Genomic DNA, 22,987 nt, shown 5'->3' with positions numbered 1-22,987 from the left:
TAACATTCACCGTTTTTCATTTTGCCCACAGAGACAGGTTTTATGCGCAGCCATAGGTGCGGAGAAGTCAACGAATCCCATATCGGCCAGGAAGTCCAGTTGTGCGGTTGGGCCCACAGGCGGCGCGACCATGGCGGCGTGATCTTCATCGACCTGCGCGACCGCGAGGGCCTGGTTCAGGTGGTGTTCGATCCCGACACGAAGGAAGCCTTCGCCAACGCCGAAAGCGTGCGCAGCGAATTCGTGCTGCAAGTGAAAGGCAAAGTGCGCCCGCGTCCGGCCGGCACGGAAAACCGCAACCTGCCCACCGGCATGATCGAGGTGCTGGGGGTGGAACTGAACATCCTCAACAAGTCGGAAACGCCGCCGTTCCCGGTGGAAAGCGACATCGAGGTAAACGAGGAAACCCGCCTGCGTTACCGCTACATCGACCTGCGCCGTCCGCAGATGCAGGAGCGCATGAAGCTGCGCCGCGACGTGACCCGCCTGTTGCGCAACTTCCTGGACAAGGAAGGCTTCTTCGAAATCGAAACGCCGTTCCTCACCAAGGCGACGCCGGAGGGCGCGCGTGACTACCTGGTGCCGAGCCGCACCCATCCCAATTCGTTCTTCGCCCTGCCGCAGTCGCCGCAGTTGTACAAGCAGTTGCTGATGATCTCCGGCATGGACCGCTACTACCAGGTGGTGCGCTGCTTCCGCGACGAGGACTTGCGCGCCGACCGCCAGCCGGAATTCACCCAGCTCGATATCGAAACCTCGTTCATGGACGAGGACGCCATCATGACCGTGATGGAAGGCATGATCCGCGAGCTGTTCAGCGAAGTGTTGCAGGTGGCGCTGCCCAACCCCTTCCCGCGCATCACCTACGCCGAAGCCATGCGCCGTTACGGCTCGGACAAGCCGGACCTGCGTGTGCCGCTGGAGCTGGTGGACATCGGCGACTTGCTGCGCAACGTGGAGTTCAAAGTATTCCACGGGCCGGCCAACGATCCCAACGGCCGCGTGGCGGCCCTGCGTGTGCCCGGCGGCTGCGAACTGACCCGTAAGGAAATCGACGATTACACCCAGTTCGTCAGCATTTACGGCGCCAAGGGTTTGGCCTACATCAAGGTCAACGACCTGGCCGCCGGCCTGGAAGGGCTGCAATCGCCCATCCTGAAGTTCATCCCGGACGAGGCGGTGAAGGAAATCCTCCACCGCACCGGCGCGCAAACCGGCGATTTGATCTTCTTCGGCGCCGACAAGGCCAAGATCGTCAACGAAGCCCTCGGCGCGTTGCGCGTCAAAGTGGGCCACGACCGCGGCCTGCTGCAAGGCGACTGGGCGCCGGCCTGGGTGGTGGAGTTCCCCATGTTCGATTGGGACGACAAGGACAATCGCTGGGTGGCGTTGCACCATCCCTTCACGGCGCCCAAGTGCAGCCTGGAGGAAGTCCAGTCCCATCCCGGCCAGGCTCTGTCCCGCGCTTACGACATGGTGCTCAACGGCATGGAAGTGGGCGGCGGCTCGGTGCGTATCCACAACACCGACATGCAGAGCGCGGTATTCGACCTGCTCGGCATCGGCGAGGAAGAGGCGGAGCGCAAGTTCGGCTTTTTGCTCAACGCCCTCAAATACGGCGCACCGCCCCACGGCGGCATCGCTTTCGGCATGGACCGCCTGGTGATGCTGATGGCTGGCGCCAACTCCATCCGCGACGTGATGGCCTTCCCCAAGACCCAGTCCGCCTGGTGCCCGCTGTTCGATGCGCCGGCCGAAGTGACCGATTTGCAGTTGAAGGAGCTGGGCATCCAGTTGCGCAAGCCGCGCACGGAAAAAGCGGCGGGTTAGAGACGCGCGCTGTCTGTAGGATCGGGCCACGACCGTGAGACATTCGTCGCGGTCATGGCCCGCTCCTGCGATATTGGGGAAATGCAAGGATTTCGCCGGCCGCCGGCAAATTCTCGAGGGTTACGGCGGGCAAGCTGCCATTAGGGAGGTTTCATGAATTTCACCATGGAATATGAGCAGGAAGAGGACGGCCGCTGGCTGGCCGAGGTTCCCCAACTACCCGGTGTGTTGGCCTACGGCAGCAGTGCCGACGAGGCTATGGCGAGAGCGGAAGCTTTGGCGTTGCGTGTCATCGCCGAGCGGCTCGAGCAAGGCGAAAGCCGGCCGGTTCCCATCCACTTCACTTTTGCCGCGGCCGCATGAGTCAATGGCCGTCGGCTCGCGCCAAAGCGGCGCTGGCGGCATTATTGGGAATCGGATGGCTGCTAAAACGCCAAACAGGCTCCCACAAGATATTGAGCCGCCAAGGCTGGCCCGACTTCGTTTTTGCATCCCATGATGGAGACGAAATCGGCCCTAAAATGCTCGCACGGATTGCCAAACACACCGGGCTCACGCCGGACGATCTGTAAGTGCCCATGACCGAGCTATCGCCATGAACGACAAAACTCTTTCCATCCAAGACTACGCCCTGCTCGACGACGCCGAGTGCGAAGCCCGCATCGAGGCCGCCAAGCAGAAGCTGGGCAAACGCGTGGTCATCCTGGGCCACCATTACCAGCGCGACGAAGTGTTCCGCCATGCGGACCTCACCGGCGACTCCCTCAAACTGTCGCGGGAGGCCTCCCATTCGGAAGCCGAGTACATCGTGTTCTGCGGCGTGCACTTCATGGCGGAAGTGGCGGACATACTGTCCCGCCCGGAACAGGTCGCCATCCTGCCGGATTTGGCGGCGGGCTGTTCCATGGCCGATATGGCCAGCCTGCCGGCGGTGGAGCGCTGCTGGAAGGAATTGGCCGACGTGCTTAACCCGGACGAGTCCATCACTCCGGTTACTTACATCAATTCCGCCGCTGACTTGAAATCCTTCTGCGGGCGGCATGGCGGCATCGTCTGCACCTCCAGCAACGCCGGCAAGATCCTCGATTGGGCGTTTGCGCAACGGGAGAAAGTGCTGTTCTTCCCCGACCAGCACCTGGGCCGCAACACCGGCTACCGCAAGGACATTTCCCTGGAGGAAATGGTGCTGTGGGACCCGGCGCTGCCGCTGGGCGGCCTGACGCCGGAGCAAATCCGCCGCGCCAAGATCATCCTGTGGAAAGGTTTCTGTTCGGTGCACCAGGTGTTCCAGCCGGTTCACATCGACAATTTCCTCGCCAAGCATCCCGACACCCGGGTGATTTCCCACCCGGAATGCAGCTTCGAGGTATGCGAAAAGAGCCAGTACGTCGGCTCCACCGAGTACATCCTGAAAACGGTGCGGGAAGCCCCGGCCGGCACGCGCTGGCTGGTGGGCACCGAGCTCAACATGGTCAACCGCCTGGCGGCAGAGGTGAAGCCGCAGGGCAAGGAAGTGCACTTTATGTCGCCCACGGTGTGCATGTGCTCCACCATGTTCCGCACCGATCCCCAGCACCTGGCCTGGGTGCTGGAGAACCTGGCCCAGGGCGTGGTGGTCAACCGTATCCGTGTGCCGGACGAGGACGCCAAACTGGCCAAGCTGGCGCTAGAGCGCATGTTGCAGGTGGCCTGAGGCCCATGGCCGGCGCTACGGACTGAACCGGATGGCCGATAGCGTATCGATCGAAGCGGCGGGGGTCGGCAAGCGCTATTGCCGTTCCCTGCGTTTGGCGACGCTGTACGGCGTGCAGGATGGCCTCAAGCGCGCCGTCGGCCTGAAAACCGGCGGTGAGCCGCTGCGTTCCGGCGAGTTTTGGGCGGTACGCGATCTGTCTTTCCAATTGCGGCGCGGCGAGTGCCTGGGAGTCATCGGTCCCAACGGCGCCGGCAAGTCCACCCTGTTGAAAATGCTCAGCGGCAGCGTGCTGGCTGACCAGGGCAAAATCCGCGTGGCCGGCCGCATCGGCGCCATGATCGAGGCCGGCGGCGGCTTGCAGCCTTTGCTCACCGGTACGGAAAACGTTTACGCCTACGCCGCCCAGCAGGGCTATTCCACGGCCCAGGCCCAGGCCATGCTGCCGCGCATCGTCGAATTCGCCGACTTGCAGGGGCAGATGGACAAGCCCGTCAAGCAGTTTTCCAGCGGCATGCAGGTGCGGCTGGGGTTTTCTCTGTTGGCCCATTTCCCGCCCGATGTGATTCTGCTGGACGAGGTGCTGGCGGTGAGCGACGCCCGCTTCCGCGCTAAGTGCCTCAACCGTATTCCCCAGCTCATGCAGCATTCGGCGTTGGTGTTCGTGTCCCATTCCATGCCCCAGGTGGCGCGGGTGTGCACGGCGGTGGCCGTGCTGGATAAGGGTGCCTGCATCTTCCAAGGGCGCGACGTGCCCAAGGGCATCGACGCCTATTACGCCGTGTGCGAGCCGGATATTCCGCCGGTCAGTTCCGGCACCGGCCAAGCAAAACTGCTGGACTGTCGCTTGCTGCTGGACGGCCAGCCCCTGCAAGGCGCTTTGCCCTACGGCCGGGAACTGGCCTTGGCGCTGGATTTGAGCGCCAAGGCGGCCGAAGCGCCCACCCTCAGTCTCACTATCACCAACCCGGAGCTGAACAACATTATCCAGTGCGACTCCGCTTTCAGCGGCTTCCGCCTGCCGGCTGACGGCGCTCGCCACCAAGTGCTGGCCGAGCTGGGGCCGTTGCATCTCAATCCCGGCTTGTATTTCCTGTCCCTCACCGTGGCCAACGAGGCCAGCGGCGAAATCCTGCTGCGCAGCGATAATTTCGCCAAGCTGCGGGTGGCCGGCGAATATTTCGGCCACGCGCCGGTGCAAATCGCCGGCCGCTGGACGCTGGATTGACAGGGTGTTAAAGCAAAAAATGGTTTCACAGAGAACACGGCTAATATCCCTGCTCATCATGGAGGTTGCCCTGGTTGCGCTTCATGTTTTGCTTCGGGAACCAAGTGATTTGAACTCGCCACTGAGCCTTGAATGGCACTATCTTCTCGCTCTTTTGGGAGGTGTTGCTCTCGCTATCTATGCGCTTTCCATTCGTTGTCCAGTTTGTCGAACGCATCAAGTTTTCCGAGGCTGGTCTGTCCTTGATGTTCGTTTGCCTAGGAAGCGCTGTTACGTATGTAACACCCCGATGGGAAATACTCATGATGATGCGAAGCTCTAATCCTGCGCTCAAGTTTGCGCCCTTCGCTTCACGTTAAGGCCGCGTCGCTGCTTCCAAGCGCGTCAGCCACATCATGGCCTGTTCGGCATTGTCGCCGCACATGGCCGCCTCCGGCTTGAGTCCGCCGCACACCGCCGGCCGCTCCGGCCGGCCGAAAATCAAGCAGCGATTGTCGTCGCTCAACTGCGCGCAGCGCGCCCCGGCTGCCTTGCCCTGGGGCATGCCGGGAATGGGGCTGGAGATGGACGGTGCGATGCAGCAGGCGCCGCAGCCGGGGCGGCAGGGCAGGGGTGTTGTCACGGCTGGGCTGTGTAGCTGTCGCCCAGGGCCGGCTCCAGGCGGGATTTCACGGCGGCGATGCCGGCGGCGTCGTAAGGAACGGCTTCGGCGTAACCCCAGATCGGCTTGGGCCAGGCGATGTCGTCCCGGTAGCGCGCCACGTGGTGCACATGCAGTTGCGGCACCAGGTTGCCGATGGCGGCGATGTTGATTTTGTCCGCTTGGAATACCTCGGATATGGCCTGCGCCAGGGCGCTGGATTCTCGCATCAGTTGTAGCTGATCCAATTCACTCAGTTGGAAAATCTCTCTGGCTTCCGCTCGTTCCGGCACCAGGATGAACCAGGGGTAGTGGCTGTCGTTCATCAGCAGCAGCAGACAGAGAGGGAAGCGCCCCAGGACGATGCAGTCCTGTTGCAAGCGGGGGTGCAGCTCGAACATCACTCTTTCTCCAACAGTCCGGCCAAGCGCACGCGCTTGAGCCACCAGGTCATCATCGGGATGCCGATGATCAGGTAGGGATAATAGCCAATGCCGCGCCAGATCATCGCCAGGGTCAGTTCCAGGCCGGGCGGGATGAGATCGCGGAACAGCCAGGCGAAGGCCATTTCCGCCATGCCGGCGCTGCCCGGGGTGGGGGACACCACCATAAGCACATATAAGCCGGCCTGGCGGGCGAAGGCCAGCACGTGTTCTTGCCAGCCCATGGTGTGGCCGGCGAAGGCTTGCAGCACGCAGTTGAGTACTAGATAGCGGCCGATCCAGGCGAGGGAGGTGACGGCCCACAGCTGCCACCAGAATCGTTGCGGCCGGGCGCGCAGGTTGCTCGAGGCCGCTTTAAGATCGTCCAGCATGCGCCAGCCGCGCCGCCGCCAGGGTTTCATGCGCCGCCAGCGCAGCAGTTGCTTGAGACGGCGGTTGACCCAGCCCGGCGCCACGAAGAGGGCAAAAGCCAGGAAGGCCACATAAGCGGCCATGGAGCCGAACGCGCTCCAAAAGCCGGCGATCACTCCGCCCTCCATCAGGCCCGAATTGAGATCCGCCAACGGCGCGACGATGGCGGCATGGTCCACCAGCAGCGTCGTAACGGGCGGTATGCCCAGGTAAAACGCCTGGTCCAGAAACACCGTGGTGAACACGATGGCTGTGGCGGTACCCAGGCTTAAGCCTTCCCGCGTCAGCATGAACAGGGCCAGCGGCGCGCCGCCGACCATGGAGGGTGACACGGCGGCGGAGAAATTCCAGATCAGCAGGATTTGGCAGCAGGCCAGCCAGGACAGGCGCCGGTCGGTGAGTATGCGCAACTGCCACATATAGGCGAAGTCGCGCAGCCAATCCATGGACAGCGCCAATCCCAGCCAGCCGAATACCGCGCCGTTTTTCGGCAGCTTGGCCCAGAGATCGGCCAGCGCCATGCCGTTTTGGGCCAATTGCCATTGCCACAAATAGGCGATGAGGCCGCCGCCCAGCAACAACGGCGGCAGCAGATAGCGCCAGCCGAAGCGGTGCAGGGCCGGCGGCTTCGGGCTCATGCGCGGGTGACGAACATGGCGTCGCCGTAGCTGAAGAAGCGGTATTCCCGTTCCACCGCGTGGCGGTAGGCGGCCATGGTATGGCCGTAGCCGGCGAATGCGCAGACCAGGGCCAGCAAGGTCGATTCCGGCAGGTGGAAATTGGTCAGCAGGGCGTCCACGCTCCGAAAACGGTAACCGGGGGTGATGAATATGTCCGTGTCGCCGGCATAGGGTTCCAGCGCGCCGCTGTGCGAGGCCGACTCCAGGGCGCGCACCGTCGTGGTGCCCACCGCCACAACTCGGCCGCCGGCGGCGCGGGTTTGCCGCACCAAGTCCACGGTAGCCTGGGACACTTCGCAGTATTCCGCGTGCATGTGGTGGTCCGCCAGTTTTTCCGCCCGCAGCGGTTGGAACGTGCCGCTGCCCACGTGCAGGGTGACGAAAGCGCTGGCCACGCCGCCCAGCCGCAATCTTTCCAGCATGGCTTCATCGAAATGCAGTCCGGCGGTAGGCGCCGCCACGGCGCCTTTGGTGCGGGCGTATACGGTTTGATAGCGGTTGAGATCGTCGGCGTTGTCGGGCCTGGCGATGTAGGGCGGCAATGGCATGTGGCCGGCGCGCTCCAGCACGTCGTCCACCGTTTCGGAGAATTCCAATAAAAACAGATCGTCTCGCCGCTCCACCATCACGCAGCGGCTGCCGCCGTCCAGCAGCAACAGGCTTCCGGGCTTGGGCGCTTTGCTGGCGCGCACGTGGGCCAGGACTCGCCGTTCGGACGTTACTCTCTCCACGAGCACTTCGACCCGTCCGCCGCTTTCTTTCCGGCCGAACAGCCTTGCTGGAATTACGCGGGTGTCGTTGAACACCAGCAGGTCGCCGGCGCGAAGCAACGAGGGCAGATCGGCGAACGCCAAGTCTTCCAGGGTTCCGTTCGGACCATCCAACCGCAGCAGGCGGCTAGCGGCCCGTTCCGCCAAAGGGGTTTGGGCGATGAGTCGCTCGGGCAGGTCGTAATGGAGGTCGCTTTTACGCATGGGTCGCGCATGTTAACAGCTTGGGGCGGCGCTTGCAGTCGGTCTTTTGGTTCGCTCCCCGCTTCGTTGGATTCATAACCTCCCCGATATGATATGATTCCCGCAGGAACTCGGAGAGGTGGCTGAGCGGTCGAAAGCGGCGGTCTTGAAAACCGTTGAAGGTATCCCCTTCCGTGGGTTCGAATCCCACCCTCTCCGCCATATTGGGCTTCGCTATAACGATAGAAGGCGGCGAAGACGGCATGATAGATGTACTGTTGGTTGACGATCACGAGTTGGTCCGTACGGCGATTGAGTATTTACTCAACGACAGTAGTGGAATCAGGGTCGTGGCCGTAGCGGGTTCGGGGGAGGAAGCGCTGGAGCTTTATCCTACGGTGAACCCTCACGTGGTGTTACTGGACGTGAATATGCCCGGCATGGGCGGCGTGGAAGCCAGCAAACGCCTGTTCAAGCGTTATCCCGACGCGAAAATCATCGCTTTGAGCGTTCATGACGACGGCCCCCTGCCGCAGCAATTGCTGCATTTGGGCGTGCAAGGTTATGTGTCAAAGTCGTGCCCGGCGGCGGAAATGGTGTCCGCCATCCAGATGGTGCAACAGGGTAAGCGTTATTTGAGCGCGGATGTGGCCAGCAACATCGCCTTGTCTGTCTTGCCCGGCGAGCTGGCGCCTTTCGAGCGTTTGTCGCAAAGGGAGATGGAGGTCGTCATGCTGACTTTGCAAGGCACGACCATTCCCGACATGGCTGAAATACTCATGATCAGCGCGAAGACCGTCAACACTTATCGGTACCGCTGTTACGAAAAGCTAGGGGTCAAGAACGACGTCGAGTTGACCCGGCTGGCGTTGAAATACAAACTAATCAACGATGTGGTTCGCGACGCCTAAGGGAACGGGGCATCTCACGTCGCGCATTGGACGAAGAACATTCCGCCCTGGTGGTGAAATTGGTAGACACAAGGGACTTAAAATCCCTCGCCGTTAAAAGCGTGCCGGTTCGAGTCCGGCCCGGGGCACCATTCATTCGGTAACTTTCTGTTTCTGAGGCTTTGCGCGGAAAAGCCGCGCGGCCGGTCGATCCGCAAAGAAGGCGGCAAGCCGCCAGCCCGCTTATTCGGTCGCATGCGCCTAGCGCCTGTGCGGCGAGCGTTGATGGGGAATTCCCTTCGCTGCGGGCGAGTCGAGCGTCTCCAACACCTAGGGCAAGGCCCGCCGCTTGCCTTTCGGGGCTGCCCTGGTCGGTGCCGGCGGTGGGCGGCCGTTAAGAGCAAGTCAATGAGGGAAAGCCGATGACAGCCGAACATGATGATCTGGCCGCTTTGTTGACGGCGCTGAATCATATCCTGCGCGAGCAAGGCTCGACCTGCGTTAACGGCGTGATCCTTCGCTTCATGCAGGTGGGGGAGGCGTTTACCGGCGACTCCGGCGGGTTTCGTGCCAAAGAAAGCGGTATTTTTACCCGCTACGCTTCTGGTGGGGAGTGGCAGTACCGCGGACCTTTTGGGCAATTCAACGAGATTGTCGAGCCCATCCTGCATCAGGCCGGCGAGGTGCAGCGCGCCGCGATACTGCTGCGTTCATCCATCTTGGATACGTCCGCTACTTTTTCGACGATGGACAAGGAAATCGAGGCTGACCTGGCGCGATTGTCGGCGGTCAGCGACCAGAGCAGGGCGAACCGTAGCGCTTGAGCGCTCCCCTCGGCGCCTGCCGGCTAGACTTCGTAATCCAAAGCCCTGCTTTTTCTCCGCTCGTTTTTTTGCCTGGTGTCGAATGGGAGCGACGATCGGTCATCGGGATCGTCGCCGCGCCGGCGTTTGCGGCGATCAGGGACTTTGCGGCGCTCGGTAAACAGCGGCTCGCCTCCCCCCACTCCTCCAGTTTCCGATGCCGCCGGCCCGAGCTGGGGCAGTGCGGCCGTCCCGTGAAAACGTTGCGCGTCGAGTGATTGACCGGCCCCGACAACCTTCGGTATTTCGGACATGGCTCCCTCCCCGCAATGTCGGGAATTTCATGCACTTTATCGGTACCGCGTCACAATTCTTTAACGGGGAGCGCGGCGGGGGCGTGCCGGGCGCGCGAACGTTCGCCTAAGCTTCGATGCCGAAAACGTTTTCGACCGGCGCGGGTTTGCCGGTGAAATAGCCTTGCGAATAATCGATGCCGAATTGCTCCAGCAGCCGCAGGGTTTCGGCGTTTTCGACCTGTTCCGCGATGGTGGTTTTGCCGAAGGCGCGGGCGATTTGGCTCATGGCGACGACCAAGGCTTGATCGTCGGGGTTTTCGGCGAGCTTTCTGATGAATGCGCCGTCTATTTTGACGAATTCCATGGGAAGTTCGCGCATATAGTAGAACGACGAGAAACCGGCGCCGAAGTCGTCCAGGGCGAAGCGGCAGCCGAGCTCCTGTATGGACGTGAGCAGGCTTTTGGCGGCATTCAAGTCGCCGATCGCCGCGGTTTCCGTCATTTCCAAGATCACTTGGCGCGGATTGACCTTGGTTTCCTGCAACAGGCCGCTGAGGTGGTTCAGCAGCTCCGGGTTGTTGAAGGCATGGGCGGACAGGTTGATGGCGAAAGTGACGGAAATGCCCCGGTTTTCCAGCATGGCCAGATAGCGAATGGCGCTGCTCAATACCATGCGGTCGATGGCATGGATCAAGCCGGAGCGTTCCGCGACCTCGATGAACTGGGCCGGCCCGATGACGCTGCCGTCCTCTCCTTTCATGCGCAGCAACACTTCGTAATGGCTGGCGTGCCCTTCGGGAATTTTGACGATGGGCTGTACGTAAAGCAGGAAGCGTTGCTCGGCGAGGGCCTTTTCGATGCGCTCCTTCCACAGAAAGCGTTCCTGGATCAGCCGGTGGCTTTCGTCGTTTTGCGAGAATAAATGCCAACCGCCGCGGCCGGTGTCTTTGACCTGGTACATGGCGATGTCGGCGCGGGCCATTAAATCGCCCACGTTGTTGCCGTCCTGGGGGAACAGCGCGATGCCGATGCTGGCGGAGATTTTGTACACCCGGCCGGACAATAAAAACTCCGTGCCACCGATATGGGCCAATAGGCTTCTTGCCACGGCGACAGCCGCTTCGGCGTCGGCGTGGGGCAGGATGACGGCGAATTCGTCGCCGCCGATGCGTCCGAGCACGTCGGTTTCCCCCAGCAACGGCGGCAGCATCTCGCCCAGCCGTTCCAGCAATTGATCGCCGGCCCGGTGGCCGCTGGTGTCGTTGACGTATTTAAATTGGTCGAGGTCGAAAAACAGCAACGCGCCGCCGTGGTTATAGCGTTTGCCGGCGGCCAGCGCGTCCTTGAGTTCTTCTTGAAAACGGCGGCGGTTGTACAGCCGGGTCAAGGGATCGTGATCGGCCAGCCAGGCCAGCCGCAGTTCGGCGTTCTTGCGGGCGGTGATATCCATGCCGATGGACAGGGTGATGGGTTCGCCGGAATCCTGGTCGGTTAACACGGAATGGTGCCAAACGATGTTCAACGTCGAGCCGTCTTTGCAGCGGATATCCCACTCTTCTTCGAGGTGGTCGATTCGCTGGGCGGTAAGCCGGTCCAGTTCCCGCGTGACGGCCGGTCGCAACAGTTCTTGGGCCAATAGGCCGGTCAGCGGTTGTCCCTGCAATTCCGCCGCGCTATAGCCGGTGATGGTTTCGCAATAGCGGTTGGCCATGAGGACGTTGTGTTGCCTGTCGTGGGTCATGACCAGCGCCTGGGCGGCGTCCAGGATGTGCGTGACAAAGCGTTTTTCCTTGGCCAATTCCCGCATCCGGTCCGACAGGTCTTGCGTCTTGTCGACGACCTGCTGATTCAGCGTCTCCAGCTGGTGCGACAAGGCGATGGCGGTGTCGTCCAGCACGTCCACTTCGTCCCGCGTCCAGCGCCTGCCCCGTTTATGGGCAATGGTCGCGCGGACCTGATCGTAAGCCGCTTCCGCCAGCATCGGCAGGGTGTCGGCCGCCCGCCGCAACCGCGACATCGGGGTCCACAGAATCGCCAGCAACAAGGACTCCGAAACCACCAAGCCGGCTAAGCCGAGCAGCACGGTGCGGCGCGTGGCTATTTCAATTTGCTCCAGTTCGTCGCTGATGTCGGCGATGAAGACGAGATACGCCTGGCTGCCGGGCTCGAACTGCTTCAGCCGGACCAAGTGGATCTCGTAACTGCGTTGCGCCCGTTGCACGATCGTGGAGCGGTCGAGGCTGTCGGGCGTTGGGAACGACGCCGCCAGCTGGCGCAACAAAGGCGCGTTCGCTTCCGCGTTGCTTAGCGCCACGATCGCCGCTTGCCATGGGGCCACCCAGCGCGACGGGTCGGTTTCGCTGCGTTCGGCGTTGTCCAGCACCAGCAAGCCGATATCCGAGCCGGAAACGCCTTGGAATTCCAATATCAGGTCGGCCGGGGATACGCCGAGCACCACCACGCCGATGTTGCGCGAATGGCCCAAGATGGGAACCGCGGCGTACTGGGTGCAGCCCTGGTCGCATTGGTGGACGCTGATCGGGGTTTCCTGGGTCCGTGCGAGTTCGACCGCCGACGACAGCCGGGCGTTTTGCCGCCAACCGTTGGCGGCGATGGGCGTCGGCGAGTCGGTGAATATGGCGGCCGTTTGTATGCCCAGGTCCAGGTCGAGAATCGACAGAATGCCCTCCAGATCTCTGGCTGCCCGGGAGTCTTCGCCGGGCTGGGCCGGCGGTGTCGCCGAGAGGGATCGCTGCACGGTGGGCAGGGCGGCGACCGTCATGCCCAGTTGTTGCAGGCGCTTTGCCGATTGCTCCAGCAGGCCTTGCACTTGCCGGGCGTTTTGATTTTTGACCTGTTCGCGCCGTTCCTGGAACAGCTTATGCAGCTCGTAGGAGCTGTAGAAGGCATAGGCGCCTGTTACGGCGATCAACACCAAGCTGGTGAGCAGCAAGGCGCTCCATTTCAGGCTGAGGAATCTCGCCGATTGCATCGATTTGTCCATGCCCGTTTTTATAAGCTAGAACCGGTAGGAAAGCAGCACCGCGAAGATATCCCAGTTGTTCTGGGTCTTCCTGGGGTCCGGGTTGTCCAGGGGCGGCAGCCATCCGGTGCCGTTGACCCGGTGGTACTCGGTTTGCAGCATGAGTTTGGGGGTGATGTCGTAACGCAAGCCGACGGTCCAGTCTTTGGCGTACTGCGTATAGGTCGGCTGGGTCGCCGCCACGGCGTTGCCGCCCCTGTCGTCCCGATTGGCGTAATACACGTCGTAACGCGCCACCGCTTGCCATTGAGGCGCTAGGCGGTAAGTTCCCTGCAGGTACCAGCTTTCACCATCCACCCGCCGATCCATAGGGCTGCCAAACCCTTGGAAATGCAGTTGGCGGAAAGCGTATTCGCCGGTCAGGCTCCAGTTTTCGGCGGTGTATTGAGCGGAAAAATACCATGGTTGGAAAGTGAAATCGCCTTTTTCCAGATCGTAGCGCGTCCTTCCCACCAGCCGTTGCGCCGCCGGAAGCTTGGGATCGAAATAGGCGTTGAGCCAGATCGAGGTGATGCCCAGGCGCAGGTTGCCGCCGTCTTCGTCGGTGTGTTCGTACATGAGGCGGCTGATATAGGACGGCTTGCTTTGCAGGCTTCCCGGCCAGCTTTGGCCCGTTACCCGATTGCGGCCGAACACCGCCAGGTTCGATTCCGCGCTGTCCACGCCCAGGGAAAAGACGCCGAAGTCGGCGGAGATGTTGCCCCAATCGGCGCGGTGCTCGCCGTAGAACATTCCGCCGTCCGCCGACAGGGCCAAATCGCGGGTGCGCTCGAAGTAGATGGACTGCGGCAGCAAGATGGTCGGCTTGGTGAACGGGACGTCGCGGGTGGCGTTGTACAGGCCGATGGGCAGCTTGACGCGGCCTAGCCGCACGCCCAGGGTCAACTCGTCGTTGGACAGGGGCGTGTAGTCGAGGAATCCGTAGTCCAGCCTTTTGTCGTTTTCGTGGCCTACGCCGGCGCGCCGGTACAAGCCTTGGGCGGAAATCTGCAATTGCGGCAGCAGCCGCCAGGAGCCGTTCACGCCCAGTTGCGTGTAATCGAGGCTGCCGCCGTGGCGGCTGTCGCCGAACAGCTGGTTGCCGCTCGTCAATATGTAGCCTTGGCTGAGGAAGCCGTGCACCTGCGCGCCCTCGAAAGGCTCCAGGGCTGCCGCCGGCAGGGAGCAAACGAGCCATGGCAGCATCCGGCAGACGGCGGCGATGCGGGGTTGCCAGGCGTTATGCCGCCGCAGCGGCGCCGGTTTTGCGCTCTGGCTGCGGCGTGCTTTTCGCGAGTCCCTGGAAAAAGCTGTCATTAACGAGTCCATAGGCAGGATTACTTGATGGGAATGACGGCGATGGCGTCGCCGGTCATGACGTTGGGCAGGTAACCGATGGCGCCGGGCATCGCCGCGATCTTGGCGCGCATTTCCTCTTCCGTGGCGACTTCGATGGGGGCTTGGCCGGTGCCGGAAAACACCAGGCGGTCCCAAGCGTTGCGCATTTCGTGAGGGAATACGCGCAACACCTGTTTGCAAAAGGCGATGTGGGCGGGGTGGTTGTCGGGCAGCACGAACACTTTGATGGCCGAGCCGTTGGGCCAGGTGCGCAGGCGCATGCCGAATATGGCTTGCAGCGTGTTGCGCGAAAGTGCCGGGTTGGCGTGTTCCTGGGCGCGGGCGACGACGGCGATGTTGTCGGCGTCGGCCGAGGCGGTCGCGCTGAAAAAAAGCGTTCCCGACAGGACGAGCGCGCGGGCGAAACCGGCGATGCGCCGATTTTTCGATGGCGTTGCGTCCGTTGCCGCGCTAGGCATGCTGGGCGGCTTCGGCTGGATTGAGAGGAGACTGGCGCGAATATCGCTCCAATAGTTCTGGTCCGGCCCCGTCGGGAGGAAACGCCATGGCGCCGCCGCCGGTCAATAAGTGCCATACCTGCGGGTGGGTTTTCCGCATCTGGTCGAGCATGCGCGGCAAATGGGCCAGATAAGCCCTTCGCGGGCCGTAGTGATAGAAAAGATCGCTGATGGGGTGAAACTCGAGGCCGAATTGTTTGAGCCGCCGTTCCAGGCCGGGCTCCATCATGGCGTACCAATAAACCATCCCCTGGTTTCGGCTCATGCGAATCGCCGCGGCTACCAAGCCGAGTATCGGGTGGGGCAGCGTGCGCCGTTCGCCGGCAGCCGCCGGCGATGATGCCATGTCCGGCAGGCCTTCCGGCCGATCCCATTCGCCTTGCCGGACGCGGAACTGTCGAGACAGGCAAAACCGGGAAATCTCCCCGATGGCGGGGCGTGTGGCGAGGCTGGACGGCATGACCGGGTTGTAAAAATGGCGGCCGGCCACTCGCTCGATGTGAAACCTCCAAGCGTCGTCGTTCGGTTTCGGCACGATGAGGCGCAGCGTTCCGGCGTAAACGCCGCTGGGGCGGTGGTAAAGCAGGCTGTGCAGGGCGTCGGCGTCATAAGCGTCTTTTTCCTGGCTGTTCGGATGGTCTTCCGTTTGCAGGCGCAGGCAGTTGAAAAACGCTTCGTAACGGATTTTGAAAGCCTCTTGTCTCAGCGCTTCGCTATCCGCCGGGAGGATTTCGAAATACTCGAAAAATCGATTGCTTAAATCGGAGTGTTCGGCTGCTTCCATGCGCGGTAGAGGGGCTGTGGTTACTGGCGGGAAAGAGGCAAAACGCCCGCGGCAACACCGCCGCGATTATCGCCGTCGATTATTAAGAATAAAACTGGCTTGATGGAATGGCTTTATTCGGCCTCGTTCTACTCTGTATTAGATCGGGCTGATTTTATGCGCGCGCGGGGAAGGCGTCGGATTGGATGGCCGGCGGATAATATGGCAAACCGTGGGAAAGGCGTCAATGGGGCGCGGCCGTATGGCGCCGGGGACGCCGGTGCGAGGGGGGCGTGCCGCTGCGGCGGCGGGTGTGCGAAACTGTGCGGATAATTGGACTTGAATGCGAGATAACCAGAGCACCATGCACGATCCGGAAGCAGAGTACGAAGACGAGGGCCAGGGGCGCGTCAGCAGGTCGCAATTGAAGCGCGAGGCGCAGGCTTCGCGGGATTTGGGGGCGGAGTTGGCGGCGTTGTCCCGCGACCAACTGACGCGTTTGAATTTGCCCGACGCATTGCACGAGGCGCTGGTGGCCGCGCTTGCCATCGATGCCCATGGGGCGCGCAAGCGGCAGATCAAATATATCGGCGGTTTACTCAGCCGCTTGGACCCGGAACCGATCCGGCAGGGATTGGCGCGGTTGCAATCGAAAAACGTCCAGGCTACGCAGGAATTGCACAAAATCGAGCAGTGGCGGGATCGCTTGCTGGCCGAGGGCGATGGGGCGTTACGGCAGCTATTGGCGCAATACCCCGAGGCGGACAGTCAGGCGCTGCGGCAGCTGATCCGCAACGCTCAAAAAGAACACGCCGCCGGTAAGCCGCCCAAGTCGGCGCGGCTCTTGTTCAAGGCGGTGAAGGCATTGCTGCAGGCGGAGCGGGGCGAGGCGGCGGAACCGTCCGAGGAGGCTGGGGAGGATCAAGCCGACGGGTGAAACCAGTCGAGTTTTTCCCGCAGCTTGACCACGTCGCCGATGATGACCAGCGTGGGGGCTTGCACCGGCGTTTCCGCCACCAGGCGCGGCAGGTTTTCCAGGGTTCCGGTAAGCACCCGTTGGCGCGGGGTGGTGCCTTGTTCCACCAGCGCGGCGGGGCGATCGCCCGGGCAGCCGTGGGCGATCAGGTTCCGGCAGATGATGTCCAGGCCGACCAAGCCCATGTAAATCACCACGGTTTGGTTGGGCACGGCCAAGCGCGGCCAATCGAGGGAGACGCTGCCGTCCTGGCGGTGGCCGGTGACGAATACGCAGGACTGGGAGTAATCGCGGTGGGTGAGCGGGATGCCCGCATACGCCGCGCAGCCCGAGGCGGCGGTGATGCCCGGCACCACCTGGAACGGTATGCCCTGTTCCATGAGGGTTTCGATTTCTTCTCCGCCGCGGCCGAAAATGAACGGATCGCCGCCTTTCAGGCGCAGCACCCGCTTGCCTTCGCGCGCCAGCCGCACCAATAGGCCGTTGATTGCCTCCTGGGGCAGGGTATGGTCGCTGCGCTGCTTTCCGGCGTATATGCGTTCCGCGTCGGTGCGCACCTTTTCCATCACGGCGGGGGACACCAGCCGGTCGTATACCACCACGTCGGCCTGTTGCATCAGGCGCAGGGCGCGCAGGGTGAGCAGATCCGGATCTCCCGGGCCGGCACCGACCAGATAGACCTCGCCTTGCGGGGCTTTCGGCGCCGCTTCCGTCAGCAGCCGTTCCAAATGCTCGGCGGCGTCCGCTTCCCGCCCCGCCAGCACCAATTCCGCGATGGGGCCTTGCAGCACGGTTTGCCAGAAGCGGTTGCGGCTCAGGGCGTCCGGCAGCGCTTGCTTGACTGGGCGCCGGTAGCGGCGCGCCAAGTCCGCCAGCCGGCCGTAGCCGGCCGGCAACAGCTGCTCGATGCGATCGCGCAGGGTGCGGGCCAGGATGGGGGAGGCGCCGCCGCTGCTGACGGCGGCGATGACGGGAGAACGGTCGATGACCGCCGGAAAAATAAAACTGCACAGATCCGGCTGGTCGGCTACGTTGACCGGTATGCCCAATCCCCGCGCGGTTTGCGAAACCAGGGCGTTGACTTCTTGCCGGTCGGTGGCGGCGATCGCCAACTGCTGGCCGTCCATGTCTTTGGGCTCGAACGCTTTTTTCCGGTAGGCGATTTGGCTATCATCTGCCCATTCGGCCAGTTGCCGGTCCAGTTCCAGCGCCACCACGGTGACCCTGGCGCCGGCCTTGCGCAGTAAGCCGACCTTGCGGGCGGCCACGGCGCCGCCGCCTACCACCAAGCACGGCGCGTTCTGGAGCCTGAGAAAAATCGGCAGGTATTCCATGGCTTTCTTTGGCTTCAATAATCGTGAGTCGGGCCGTTTCCGGCGTTGGATGACATTATCGGGTGTTTGCGCGTGATGCAGTTTGATTTGGAATTGGATACCTCCGGCCTTAACTGTCCCTTGCCTTTGCTGCGCTTGAAAAAGTCGCTGCAGGCCATGGACAGCGGCCAGGTGGTGCGGGTGCTGGCCACCGATCCGGCCGCGGTGCTGGACTTCGGCGTGTTTCTCGACCAAGCCGGCCACCAGCTGCTGGAGCGGACCCAGGCGGATGGTACCTTGACGTTCTGGATACGCAAGGCCTGACACCTACTTGGCGAAGTGGTGATCCGGGCAGCGCCCATCGCGCAGGGTGATGACCGGCCAGCCCCGTTCCAGGGCGATGTTGTACAGCGATTCGTCCGGGTCGACGGCGACGGGAAACTCCACTTGCGACAACAGCGGCAAATCGTTGTGCGAGTCGCTATAAAACCAGCTGCCTTGCAGCGTGGCGTCTTGGTCTTTCAGCCATGCGTCTAGGCGTTTGACCTTGCCGTCCTGGAAGCAGGGTATGCCGTCGAAACCGCCGGTATAACGGCCGTTTTCCATGGTCGGCGCGGTGGCGATCAGGTGCTCTATGCCGTACAAGGCGACGATGGGCTCGGTGACAAAACGGTTGGTGGCGGTGATTACCAGGGGCGTATGGCCCAACAGCTTGTGTTTGTCGATCAACTGTTGAGCCGCGGGCAGCAGGATCGGCCGGATTTTTTCCTGCAGAAATTGCTCGCGCCAGCGGTATAACTGCTCCGGCTCGTTGTCGGCCAAGGGCTTTAGGGCGAACGTCAGGAATTCGACGATGTCCAGCGTGCCATGCTTGTATTGCTCGTAAAACCGGGCGTTGGCGGTTTCGTATACGTCCCGATCGACGATGCCGCGTTCCACCAAAAACTGTCCCCAAAGATAATCGCTGTCGTCGGCGAGCAGGGTGTTGTCCAAGTCGAATATGGCGAGGGTCATGGATTCCTTGAATGGCTTGTATGGCGGGCTTTTGAGCCGGCCCGGCGGCTGGCGCGCATACTTCAAGTGTGAAACAATGCGCAAAAACCTATGGGGCGAAACGGCCCTATTTTAGCATCGGTAAACGGGCAAAACTTAGAGTGCCGGTATGATTGACGAAGAAGGATATCGCCTGAATGTAGGCATCATCCTTTGCAACGATGAAGGCCGCGTATTTTGGGCGCGGCGCATCGGGATGACTTCGTGGCAGTTTCCCCAGGGAGGGATTCAGGCCAACGAAGATCCCGATGCCGCCATGTTTCGCGAATTGCACGAAGAGGTGGGCCTGCGCCAGGAACACGTGCAGGTGATCGGCCGCACCCGCGATTGGTTGCGCTACCAATTGCCGGAACGTTATATCCGGCGCGATTCCCATCCCCTCTGTATCGGACAGAAGCAGCTGTGGTACATCTTGCGTCTGATTAGCGACGAAGCGGACATCCGTTTCGACTGCTCCGATCGGCCGGAATTCGATGCTTGGTGCTGGGTCGATTACTGGCGTCCGCTGCGCGACGTGGTGTATTTCAAGCGCGAAGTCTACCGCCAGGCGTTGACCGAGCTGGGCGGCTTGCTGATATCGGAACAAGTGCCGGTGAATCCTCGCGGTTTCCTGTCGGCCCAGCATCGCATCGCGACGGAATAATTTCTCTTGCCGCCCCGCCTCGAGGCGGTGTCGTCGTCAGTAGCCGGTGGAGCCGAGTTCCAGCCCGGCCGGCGGTTCCGGCAGCCGCACGACGCGCGTTTCCAGCTTGCCGTCCGCATGGAGATTGAGCCAGCGATAGCCCGGCGGCGCCGCTTCGATAGCGAATTCCTCGCTTTTGGGGGTGAACTGGACGCAGGTGGACGGCGTCGCCAGCAGCCGCAGGTTGCCGCTGTGGCCGTCGTAGACTTGATGTATATGTCCCCATAACACCAGCCGCACTTGGCGGTGTCGCCCCAGCAGCAGCAACAGGCGCTCGCGGTTGTTGGGCGGCAAGGCCATGGTGTCCAGCCATTGACTGTAGACCGGCACCGGCTGGTGGTGCAACACCACCGCCGCATGGCGCCGCGGCTCTTGCGACAGCAATTGTTCCAGCAAGGCCAGCTCCCGGTCGGCCAGACAGCCGGCGGCGTCGTTGGGAATGGTGCTGTCCAGCATGACGATCTGCCAATCGCCGGCCAATATCTGTTTTTGGCAGCGGATATCGCCCTGATTCAGTTCCGCCGCCATGAGGGCGGGGTCGTCGTGGTTGCCGGGCAGGCAATAACACGGCAGGTTCAGCGGCGCCAGGATGCTGCGCAGGCGGGCATAGCTTTCCCGCGTGGGGACTTGCACGCAGTCGCCGGTCAGCAGGACCAGATCGGGCGGCCAATCCTTGTCTCGCCCCGCCAATTCCAACACGTCTCGCAGCGTTTGCGCCGTGTCCAGCCCAAGAAAACGCTCGCTCTCGTCCGCCAGCAAATGCGGATCGGTGATATGCAGCACTTTTACGGGGGGGCGGGCGCCGGGCGTCGACTGCGTCATACGTCACAATCCTTATGGAAATATGAACGGCAAGATAAAGGGCCCATGGCTAGTTGTCCACCGCCTTGGTTAAAACTTTGGAATTGCGGTTGGGGTTGTAGAGGGCTTGGCGTTCCAGGGGCAGGGCCGCCACGTTGGCGGTGGCGAAGCCCCGTTCCCGGAACCAGTGTTCGGCGTGGGTGGTGAGAACAAACAGCTCCGTCACCCCGGCCTTGCGGGCGCGTTCCTCCATCAGCGCCAGCAGGCGGTCTCCGCGTTTCTCGCCCCGATATTCCGGGTGCAGCACCAAGCAGGCCAGCTCGGCCATGGTGCGGCTGGCGTAGGTGTGCAAGGCGGCGCAGCCGACGATCATGCCGTCCCGCTCGATGACGGTGTAGTCGTCGATCTCCATTTCCAGCCGCTCGCGGGTGCGCGGCACCAGGATGCCTTGGGCTTCCAGCGGTGCGATCAGCTCCAGGATGCCGCCCACGTCGTCGATGGCGGCGGTGCGGATGTCCTCGAACGGGGCGGCGCTCACCAGGGTGCCGACGCCGTCCCGGGTGAACAGCTCCAGCAGCATGGCGCCGTCCAGTTCGCGGCTGATGAGGTGGCAGCGGGCTACGCCGCCGACGCAGGCGGCTAGGGCGGCTTTGAGATGGGCGCGCAGTTCGCGGGACAGCCCGGCGTCGTCGCGCAGCAAGGTTTCGGCTTCCTGGGTGGTGAGCTGGCGGGTCGGCTGGCCCTTGTTGCTCAGGCCTTCCTGCTCCATCAGCAGCAGCAATTTGTCCGCCTGCAGAGCAATGGCCACGGCGGTGGCGACTTCCTCGGCGCTCAGGTTGAACACCTCGCCGGTCGGCGAATAGCCGACCGGCGACAGCAGCACCACGTTGCCCTGGTCCAACTGCTGGCGAATGGCGTCGGCGTCGATGCGGCGCACATCGCCGGTGTGCTGGAAATCCACCCCGTCGCGCACCCCCAAGGGCTTGGCGGTGACGAAGTTGCCCGATGCCACCCTGAGCCGGGCGCCGGCCATGGGCGAATTGGCCACCCCCATGGACAGCAGGGCTTCGATTTCCACCCGCACCATGCCGGCGGCTTCTTTTACGCACAGCAAGGCCTGGGAGTCGGTGATGCGCAAGCCGTTCTTGTAGCGCGGCTGTTGGCCGCGCAAGTGCAGCAAGTCCTCCACCTGGGGGCGGAAGCCGTGCACCAGCACCAGGCGGATGCCTAAGCTGTTGAGCAGGGCGAAGTCGTGGGCCAAGCCGGCGAACAAGCCGTCGGCCACCGCCTCGCCGCCGAAAGAGACGACGAAGGTGCGGCCGCGATGGGCGTGGATATAGGGGGACGAGCCGCGAAACCAGCGGACGAATTCGAGGCTATCGAGCATGGAGGCAGAACTCTTCGATCAGTTGACGGTAAATGGCGATGCCGGGCTGTAATTGGGTCAGGGCCAGGTATTCGTCCGGCTGGTGCGCCTGGTCGATGTCGCCGGGGCCGAGCACCACCGTTTGCACTCCGAGGGAGTCCAGGTAGGGCGCTTCCGTGCCGAAGGCGACCGATTCCGCCGGGTGGCCGCTGCCGGCCACGCAGGCTTGCACCAGGGGCGCGTCGGCGGGAGTCTCGAACGGCGGCAGGCCTTCGAACAAGGGCAAGAGCTCCAGCCGCAGCTTGGGGTCGGCCGCCAGGCTGCCGCCCAAGGCGCGTTGCAGCTCGTCGCGCACCGCCTGCGGCGTCATGCCCGGCAGCAGGCGGATGTCGATGGCGGTTTCGCAATAGGCGCAGATCCGGTTGGAATTGTCGCCGCCGTGGATGGCGCCCAGATTCACCGTCGGCACCGGCACCTTGAAGGCGGGGTTGTGGTTGCGCTGTTGCAAGCCTTCGCGCCAGGCCAGCAGGTCGCCGATGACCTTGTGCATGCCTTCGATGGCGCTGGCGCCCAAGGCTGGGTCGCTGGCGTGGCCGGCGTGGCCGTGCACGCACAACCGTTCCGACATGACGCCTTTGTGCATGCGCACCGGCTTGAGGCGGGTCGGCTCGCCGATGACGGCGTAGCGGCCTGGGCGCTCCTGCTGCTGCACCAGCCATTTGACGCCGGACATGCTGCTTTCCTCGTCGGCGGTGGCCAGCAGCACCAGCGGGCGCTGCAGCTTGCTACGGTCCACCTGGCCGGCCGCCGCCAGGGCCAGAGCGAAAAACGCCTTCATGTCGGCCACGCCCAAGCCGTAAAGGCGGCCGTCTCGTTCGGCGAGCTTGAACGGATCGCTGCGCCACTGGCCAGCATCGTAAGGCACGGTGTCGGTGTGGCCGGACAGCACCAGTCCGTTGCGGTCGGAGGCATCGCCCAGCACCGCCAGCAGGTTGGCCTTGGTGGGGGAGATTTGCTGCACCGTGGCCTTGAAGCCCAGGCTCTCCGCCCATTCCGCCAGCAGGTGCACCACCGGCAGGTTGCTTTGGTCGCGCTCGGGGTCGTAGCTGCTGATGGACGGTTGCGCCACCAGTTGGCCGATCATGGACAGCAGGTCGGGCAGGGCCATGGGATAGCATTTAGAATAGAAAACGGGCGGCTATTCTGCGCCCAGCGCTTTTTTTTGGAAAGCGGCGGGCGCGGATGGCGGTCGCCGCCGCTCGTCGGGAATAAGCGCTATCCGGTTCCC

Annotated in this window: 24 protein-coding genes and 2 tRNA genes; 12 read left to right on the top strand and 14 right to left on the bottom strand. The window is 62.7% G+C overall.

Going from position 1 to position 22,987, the window contains the following annotated elements; all coding sequences use genetic code 11:
* Nucleotides 1-42 precede the first annotated feature (42 nt).
* From aspS to K5607_RS10530, 5 genes are all read left to right on the top strand, one after another.
* Nucleotides 43-1,830: an aspartate--tRNA ligase gene (gene aspS, locus K5607_RS10550; protein ID WP_221046990.1), complete on the top strand. Its 1,788-nt coding sequence runs from the start codon at nt 43-45 to the stop codon at nt 1,828-1,830.
* A 153-nt stretch (nt 1,831-1,983) separates the two neighbouring features.
* The gene (locus tag K5607_RS10545) at nt 1,984-2,193 is read left to right on the top strand and encodes a type II toxin-antitoxin system HicB family antitoxin (protein ID WP_054773737.1); all 210 of its coding nucleotides are present in this window, start codon (nt 1,984-1,986) and stop codon (nt 2,191-2,193) included.
* Complete coding sequence (locus tag K5607_RS10540; RefSeq protein ID WP_054773736.1) at nt 2,190-2,402, top strand: type II toxin-antitoxin system HicA family toxin; 213 nt, start codon at nt 2,190-2,192, stop codon at nt 2,400-2,402. The genes K5607_RS10545 and K5607_RS10540 overlap by 4 nt, the downstream gene beginning before the upstream one ends.
* A gap of 23 nt (nt 2,403-2,425) precedes the next feature.
* Complete coding sequence (gene nadA / locus K5607_RS10535; protein ID WP_054773735.1) at nt 2,426-3,523, top strand: quinolinate synthase NadA; 1,098 nt, start codon at nt 2,426-2,428, stop codon at nt 3,521-3,523.
* A gap of 31 nt (nt 3,524-3,554) precedes the next feature.
* A complete protein-coding gene (locus K5607_RS10530) occupies nt 3,555-4,751 on the top strand; it encodes an ABC transporter ATP-binding protein (RefSeq protein ID WP_054773734.1) in 1,197 nt (398 codons plus the stop codon).
* A gap of 355 nt (nt 4,752-5,106) precedes the next feature.
* Here the strand turns inward: K5607_RS10530 and K5607_RS10525 are convergent, their stop codons facing one another.
* Genes K5607_RS10525 through queA form a run of 4 tightly spaced genes read right to left on the bottom strand, consistent with a single transcriptional unit; the run spans nt 5,107 to nt 7,899 of the window.
* Nucleotides 5,107-5,373 (bottom strand): YkgJ family cysteine cluster protein, encoded by a 267-nt coding sequence (locus K5607_RS10525; RefSeq protein ID WP_054773732.1) that lies wholly within the window; start codon nt 5,371-5,373, stop codon nt 5,107-5,109.
* Nucleotides 5,370-5,792, bottom strand: a complete 423-nt coding sequence (locus K5607_RS10520; RefSeq protein WP_054773731.1) for an HIT domain-containing protein — start codon at nt 5,790-5,792, stop codon at nt 5,370-5,372. Before K5607_RS10520 ends, K5607_RS10525 begins: the two co-directional genes overlap by 4 nt.
* Nucleotides 5,792-6,883: a lysylphosphatidylglycerol synthase transmembrane domain-containing protein gene (locus tag K5607_RS10515; protein WP_221046989.1), complete on the bottom strand. Its 1,092-nt coding sequence runs from the start codon at nt 6,881-6,883 to the stop codon at nt 5,792-5,794. Before K5607_RS10515 ends, K5607_RS10520 begins: the two co-directional genes overlap by 1 nt.
* Complete coding sequence (gene queA / locus K5607_RS10510; RefSeq protein ID WP_221046988.1) at nt 6,880-7,899, bottom strand: tRNA preQ1(34) S-adenosylmethionine ribosyltransferase-isomerase QueA; 1,020 nt, start codon at nt 7,897-7,899, stop codon at nt 6,880-6,882. The genes K5607_RS10515 and queA overlap by 4 nt, the downstream gene beginning before the upstream one ends.
* A 112-nt stretch (nt 7,900-8,011) precedes the next feature.
* Here queA and K5607_RS10505 point away from each other — a divergent pair.
* The 4 genes from K5607_RS10505 (at nt 8,012) to K5607_RS10490 (ending at nt 9,592) form a co-directional block, all read left to right on the top strand.
* Nucleotides 8,012-8,100: transfer RNA gene (locus K5607_RS10505), tRNA-Ser, on the top strand.
* Nucleotides 8,073-8,789, top strand: a complete 717-nt coding sequence (locus K5607_RS10500; protein WP_306304459.1) for a response regulator — start codon at nt 8,073-8,075, stop codon at nt 8,787-8,789. Before K5607_RS10505 ends, K5607_RS10500 begins: the two co-directional genes overlap by 28 nt.
* 44 nt (nt 8,790-8,833) lie before the next feature.
* A tRNA-Leu gene (locus K5607_RS10495) sits at nt 8,834-8,920 on the top strand.
* 270 nt (nt 8,921-9,190) lie between these two features.
* The gene (locus K5607_RS10490; RefSeq protein WP_054773379.1) at nt 9,191-9,592 is read left to right on the top strand and encodes a hypothetical protein; all 402 of its coding nucleotides are present in this window, start codon (nt 9,191-9,193) and stop codon (nt 9,590-9,592) included.
* Nucleotides 9,593-9,615: 23 nt separating this feature from the next.
* Here K5607_RS10490 and K5607_RS10485 read toward each other — a convergent pair whose 3' ends face one another.
* The 5 genes from K5607_RS10485 to K5607_RS10465 form a co-directional block, all read right to left on the bottom strand.
* The gene (locus K5607_RS10485; RefSeq protein ID WP_156302390.1) at nt 9,616-9,885 is read right to left on the bottom strand and encodes a hypothetical protein; all 270 of its coding nucleotides are present in this window, start codon (nt 9,883-9,885) and stop codon (nt 9,616-9,618) included.
* Between the two features lie 106 nt (nt 9,886-9,991).
* Entirely contained in the window at nt 9,992-12,871 is a 2,880-nt protein-coding gene (locus K5607_RS10480) for a bifunctional diguanylate cyclase/phosphodiesterase (protein ID WP_221046987.1), read from the bottom strand.
* Between the two features lie 15 nt (nt 12,872-12,886).
* Nucleotides 12,887-14,095 carry an OprO/OprP family phosphate-selective porin gene (locus K5607_RS10475; protein WP_221046986.1) on the bottom strand — a complete coding sequence of 403 codons (1,209 nt, stop codon included), beginning with the start codon at nt 14,093-14,095 and terminating at the stop codon, nt 12,887-12,889.
* Nucleotides 14,096-14,226: 131 nt separating this feature from the next.
* On the bottom strand, nt 14,227-14,706 hold the full coding sequence (locus tag K5607_RS18085; RefSeq protein ID WP_246598831.1) for a hypothetical protein: 480 nt from the start codon (nt 14,704-14,706) through the stop codon (nt 14,227-14,229).
* The gene (locus K5607_RS10465; protein ID WP_221046985.1) at nt 14,699-15,529 is read right to left on the bottom strand and encodes a PEP-CTERM/exosortase system-associated acyltransferase; all 831 of its coding nucleotides are present in this window, start codon (nt 15,527-15,529) and stop codon (nt 14,699-14,701) included. Before K5607_RS10465 ends, K5607_RS18085 begins: the two co-directional genes overlap by 8 nt.
* 322 nt (nt 15,530-15,851) lie before the next feature.
* On the opposite strand from K5607_RS10465, the gene yjgA reads away from it, so the two are divergent.
* The gene (gene yjgA / locus K5607_RS10460) at nt 15,852-16,445 is read left to right on the top strand and encodes a ribosome biogenesis factor YjgA (protein WP_082411470.1); all 594 of its coding nucleotides are present in this window, start codon (nt 15,852-15,854) and stop codon (nt 16,443-16,445) included.
* On the opposite strand, the gene cysG is transcribed toward yjgA, so the two are convergent.
* On the bottom strand, nt 16,430-17,818 hold the full coding sequence (cysG, locus tag K5607_RS10455) for a siroheme synthase CysG (RefSeq protein WP_221046984.1): 1,389 nt from the start codon (nt 17,816-17,818) through the stop codon (nt 16,430-16,432). The two genes, yjgA and cysG, sit on opposite strands and share 16 nt — an antisense overlap.
* A gap of 75 nt (nt 17,819-17,893) precedes the next feature.
* Between cysG and K5607_RS10450 the strand changes: the two genes are divergently transcribed.
* Complete coding sequence (locus K5607_RS10450) at nt 17,894-18,121, top strand: sulfurtransferase TusA family protein (RefSeq protein WP_054774190.1); 228 nt, start codon at nt 17,894-17,896, stop codon at nt 18,119-18,121.
* 3 nt (nt 18,122-18,124) lie between these two features.
* Here the strand turns inward: K5607_RS10450 and K5607_RS10445 are convergent, their stop codons facing one another.
* A complete protein-coding gene (locus K5607_RS10445) occupies nt 18,125-18,811 on the bottom strand; it encodes a histidinol-phosphatase (RefSeq protein WP_221046983.1) in 687 nt (228 codons plus the stop codon).
* 148 nt (nt 18,812-18,959) lie between these two features.
* Between K5607_RS10445 and K5607_RS10440 the strand changes: the two genes are divergently transcribed.
* On the top strand, nt 18,960-19,493 hold the full coding sequence (locus K5607_RS10440) for an RNA pyrophosphohydrolase (RefSeq protein ID WP_054774189.1): 534 nt from the start codon (nt 18,960-18,962) through the stop codon (nt 19,491-19,493).
* 36 nt (nt 19,494-19,529) lie between these two features.
* On the opposite strand, the gene cpdA is transcribed toward K5607_RS10440, so the two are convergent.
* The 3 genes from cpdA to argE are packed head-to-tail and all read right to left on the bottom strand — an operon-like array spanning nt 19,530 to nt 22,867.
* The gene (gene cpdA, locus K5607_RS10435; RefSeq protein WP_221046982.1) at nt 19,530-20,354 is read right to left on the bottom strand and encodes a 3',5'-cyclic-AMP phosphodiesterase; all 825 of its coding nucleotides are present in this window, start codon (nt 20,352-20,354) and stop codon (nt 19,530-19,532) included.
* A gap of 49 nt (nt 20,355-20,403) precedes the next feature.
* Nucleotides 20,404-21,720 (bottom strand): amino-acid N-acetyltransferase, encoded by a 1,317-nt coding sequence (gene argA, locus K5607_RS10430; protein WP_221046981.1) that lies wholly within the window; start codon nt 21,718-21,720, stop codon nt 20,404-20,406.
* Nucleotides 21,710-22,867 carry an acetylornithine deacetylase gene (argE, locus tag K5607_RS10425; protein ID WP_221046980.1) on the bottom strand — a complete coding sequence of 386 codons (1,158 nt, stop codon included), beginning with the start codon at nt 22,865-22,867 and terminating at the stop codon, nt 21,710-21,712. The genes argA and argE overlap by 11 nt, the downstream gene beginning before the upstream one ends.
* Nucleotides 22,868-22,987: the final 120 nt, after the last annotated feature.

It is taken from the genome of Methylogaea oryzae (genome assembly GCF_019669985.1).
Lineage (GTDB): Bacteria > Pseudomonadota > Gammaproteobacteria > Methylococcales > Methylococcaceae > Methylogaea > Methylogaea oryzae.
Note: the sequence above shows the minus strand (reverse complement) of the source record. Positions and strands in the feature narration are given on the sequence as shown.

Bases quoted from the DNA above. Each gene is read 5' to 3' on its own strand.
- aspS (WP_221046990.1), top strand. From the start codon at position 43: ATGCGCAGCCATAGGTGCGGAGAAGTCAACGAATCCCATATCGGCCAG.
- K5607_RS10545 (WP_054773737.1), top strand. From the start codon at position 1,984: ATGAATTTCACCATGGAATATGAGCAGGAAGAGGACGGCCGCTGGCTG.
- K5607_RS10540 (WP_054773736.1), top strand. From the start codon at position 2,190: ATGAGTCAATGGCCGTCGGCTCGCGCCAAAGCGGCGCTGGCGGCATTA.
- nadA (WP_054773735.1), top strand. From the start codon at position 2,426: ATGAACGACAAAACTCTTTCCATCCAAGACTACGCCCTGCTCGACGAC.
- K5607_RS10530 (WP_054773734.1), top strand. From the start codon at position 3,555: ATGGCCGATAGCGTATCGATCGAAGCGGCGGGGGTCGGCAAGCGCTAT.
- K5607_RS10520 (WP_054773731.1), bottom strand. From the start codon at position 5,792: ATGTTCGAGCTGCACCCCCGCTTGCAACAGGACTGCATCGTCCTGGGG.
- K5607_RS10515 (WP_221046989.1), bottom strand. From the start codon at position 6,883: ATGAGCCCGAAGCCGCCGGCCCTGCACCGCTTCGGCTGGCGCTATCTG.
- queA (WP_221046988.1), bottom strand. From the start codon at position 7,899: ATGCGTAAAAGCGACCTCCATTACGACCTGCCCGAGCGACTCATCGCC.
- K5607_RS10490 (WP_054773379.1), top strand. From the start codon at position 9,191: ATGACAGCCGAACATGATGATCTGGCCGCTTTGTTGACGGCGCTGAAT.
- K5607_RS10485 (WP_156302390.1), bottom strand. From the start codon at position 9,885: ATGTCCGAAATACCGAAGGTTGTCGGGGCCGGTCAATCACTCGACGCG.
- K5607_RS10480 (WP_221046987.1), bottom strand. From the start codon at position 12,871: ATGGACAAATCGATGCAATCGGCGAGATTCCTCAGCCTGAAATGGAGC.
- K5607_RS10475 (WP_221046986.1), bottom strand. From the start codon at position 14,095: ATGCTGCCATGGCTCGTTTGCTCCCTGCCGGCGGCAGCCCTGGAGCCT.
- K5607_RS18085 (WP_246598831.1), bottom strand. From the start codon at position 14,706: ATGCCTAGCGCGGCAACGGACGCAACGCCATCGAAAAATCGGCGCATC.
- K5607_RS10465 (WP_221046985.1), bottom strand. From the start codon at position 15,529: ATGGAAGCAGCCGAACACTCCGATTTAAGCAATCGATTTTTCGAGTAT.
- yjgA (WP_082411470.1), top strand. From the start codon at position 15,852: ATGCGAGATAACCAGAGCACCATGCACGATCCGGAAGCAGAGTACGAA.
- cysG (WP_221046984.1), bottom strand. From the start codon at position 17,818: ATGGAATACCTGCCGATTTTTCTCAGGCTCCAGAACGCGCCGTGCTTG.
- K5607_RS10450 (WP_054774190.1), top strand. From the start codon at position 17,894: ATGCAGTTTGATTTGGAATTGGATACCTCCGGCCTTAACTGTCCCTTG.
- K5607_RS10445 (WP_221046983.1), bottom strand. From the start codon at position 18,811: ATGACCCTCGCCATATTCGACTTGGACAACACCCTGCTCGCCGACGAC.
- K5607_RS10440 (WP_054774189.1), top strand. From the start codon at position 18,960: ATGATTGACGAAGAAGGATATCGCCTGAATGTAGGCATCATCCTTTGC.
- cpdA (WP_221046982.1), bottom strand. From the start codon at position 20,354: ATGACGCAGTCGACGCCCGGCGCCCGCCCCCCCGTAAAAGTGCTGCAT.
- argA (WP_221046981.1), bottom strand. From the start codon at position 21,720: ATGCTCGATAGCCTCGAATTCGTCCGCTGGTTTCGCGGCTCGTCCCCC.
- argE (WP_221046980.1), bottom strand. From the start codon at position 22,867: ATGGCCCTGCCCGACCTGCTGTCCATGATCGGCCAACTGGTGGCGCAA.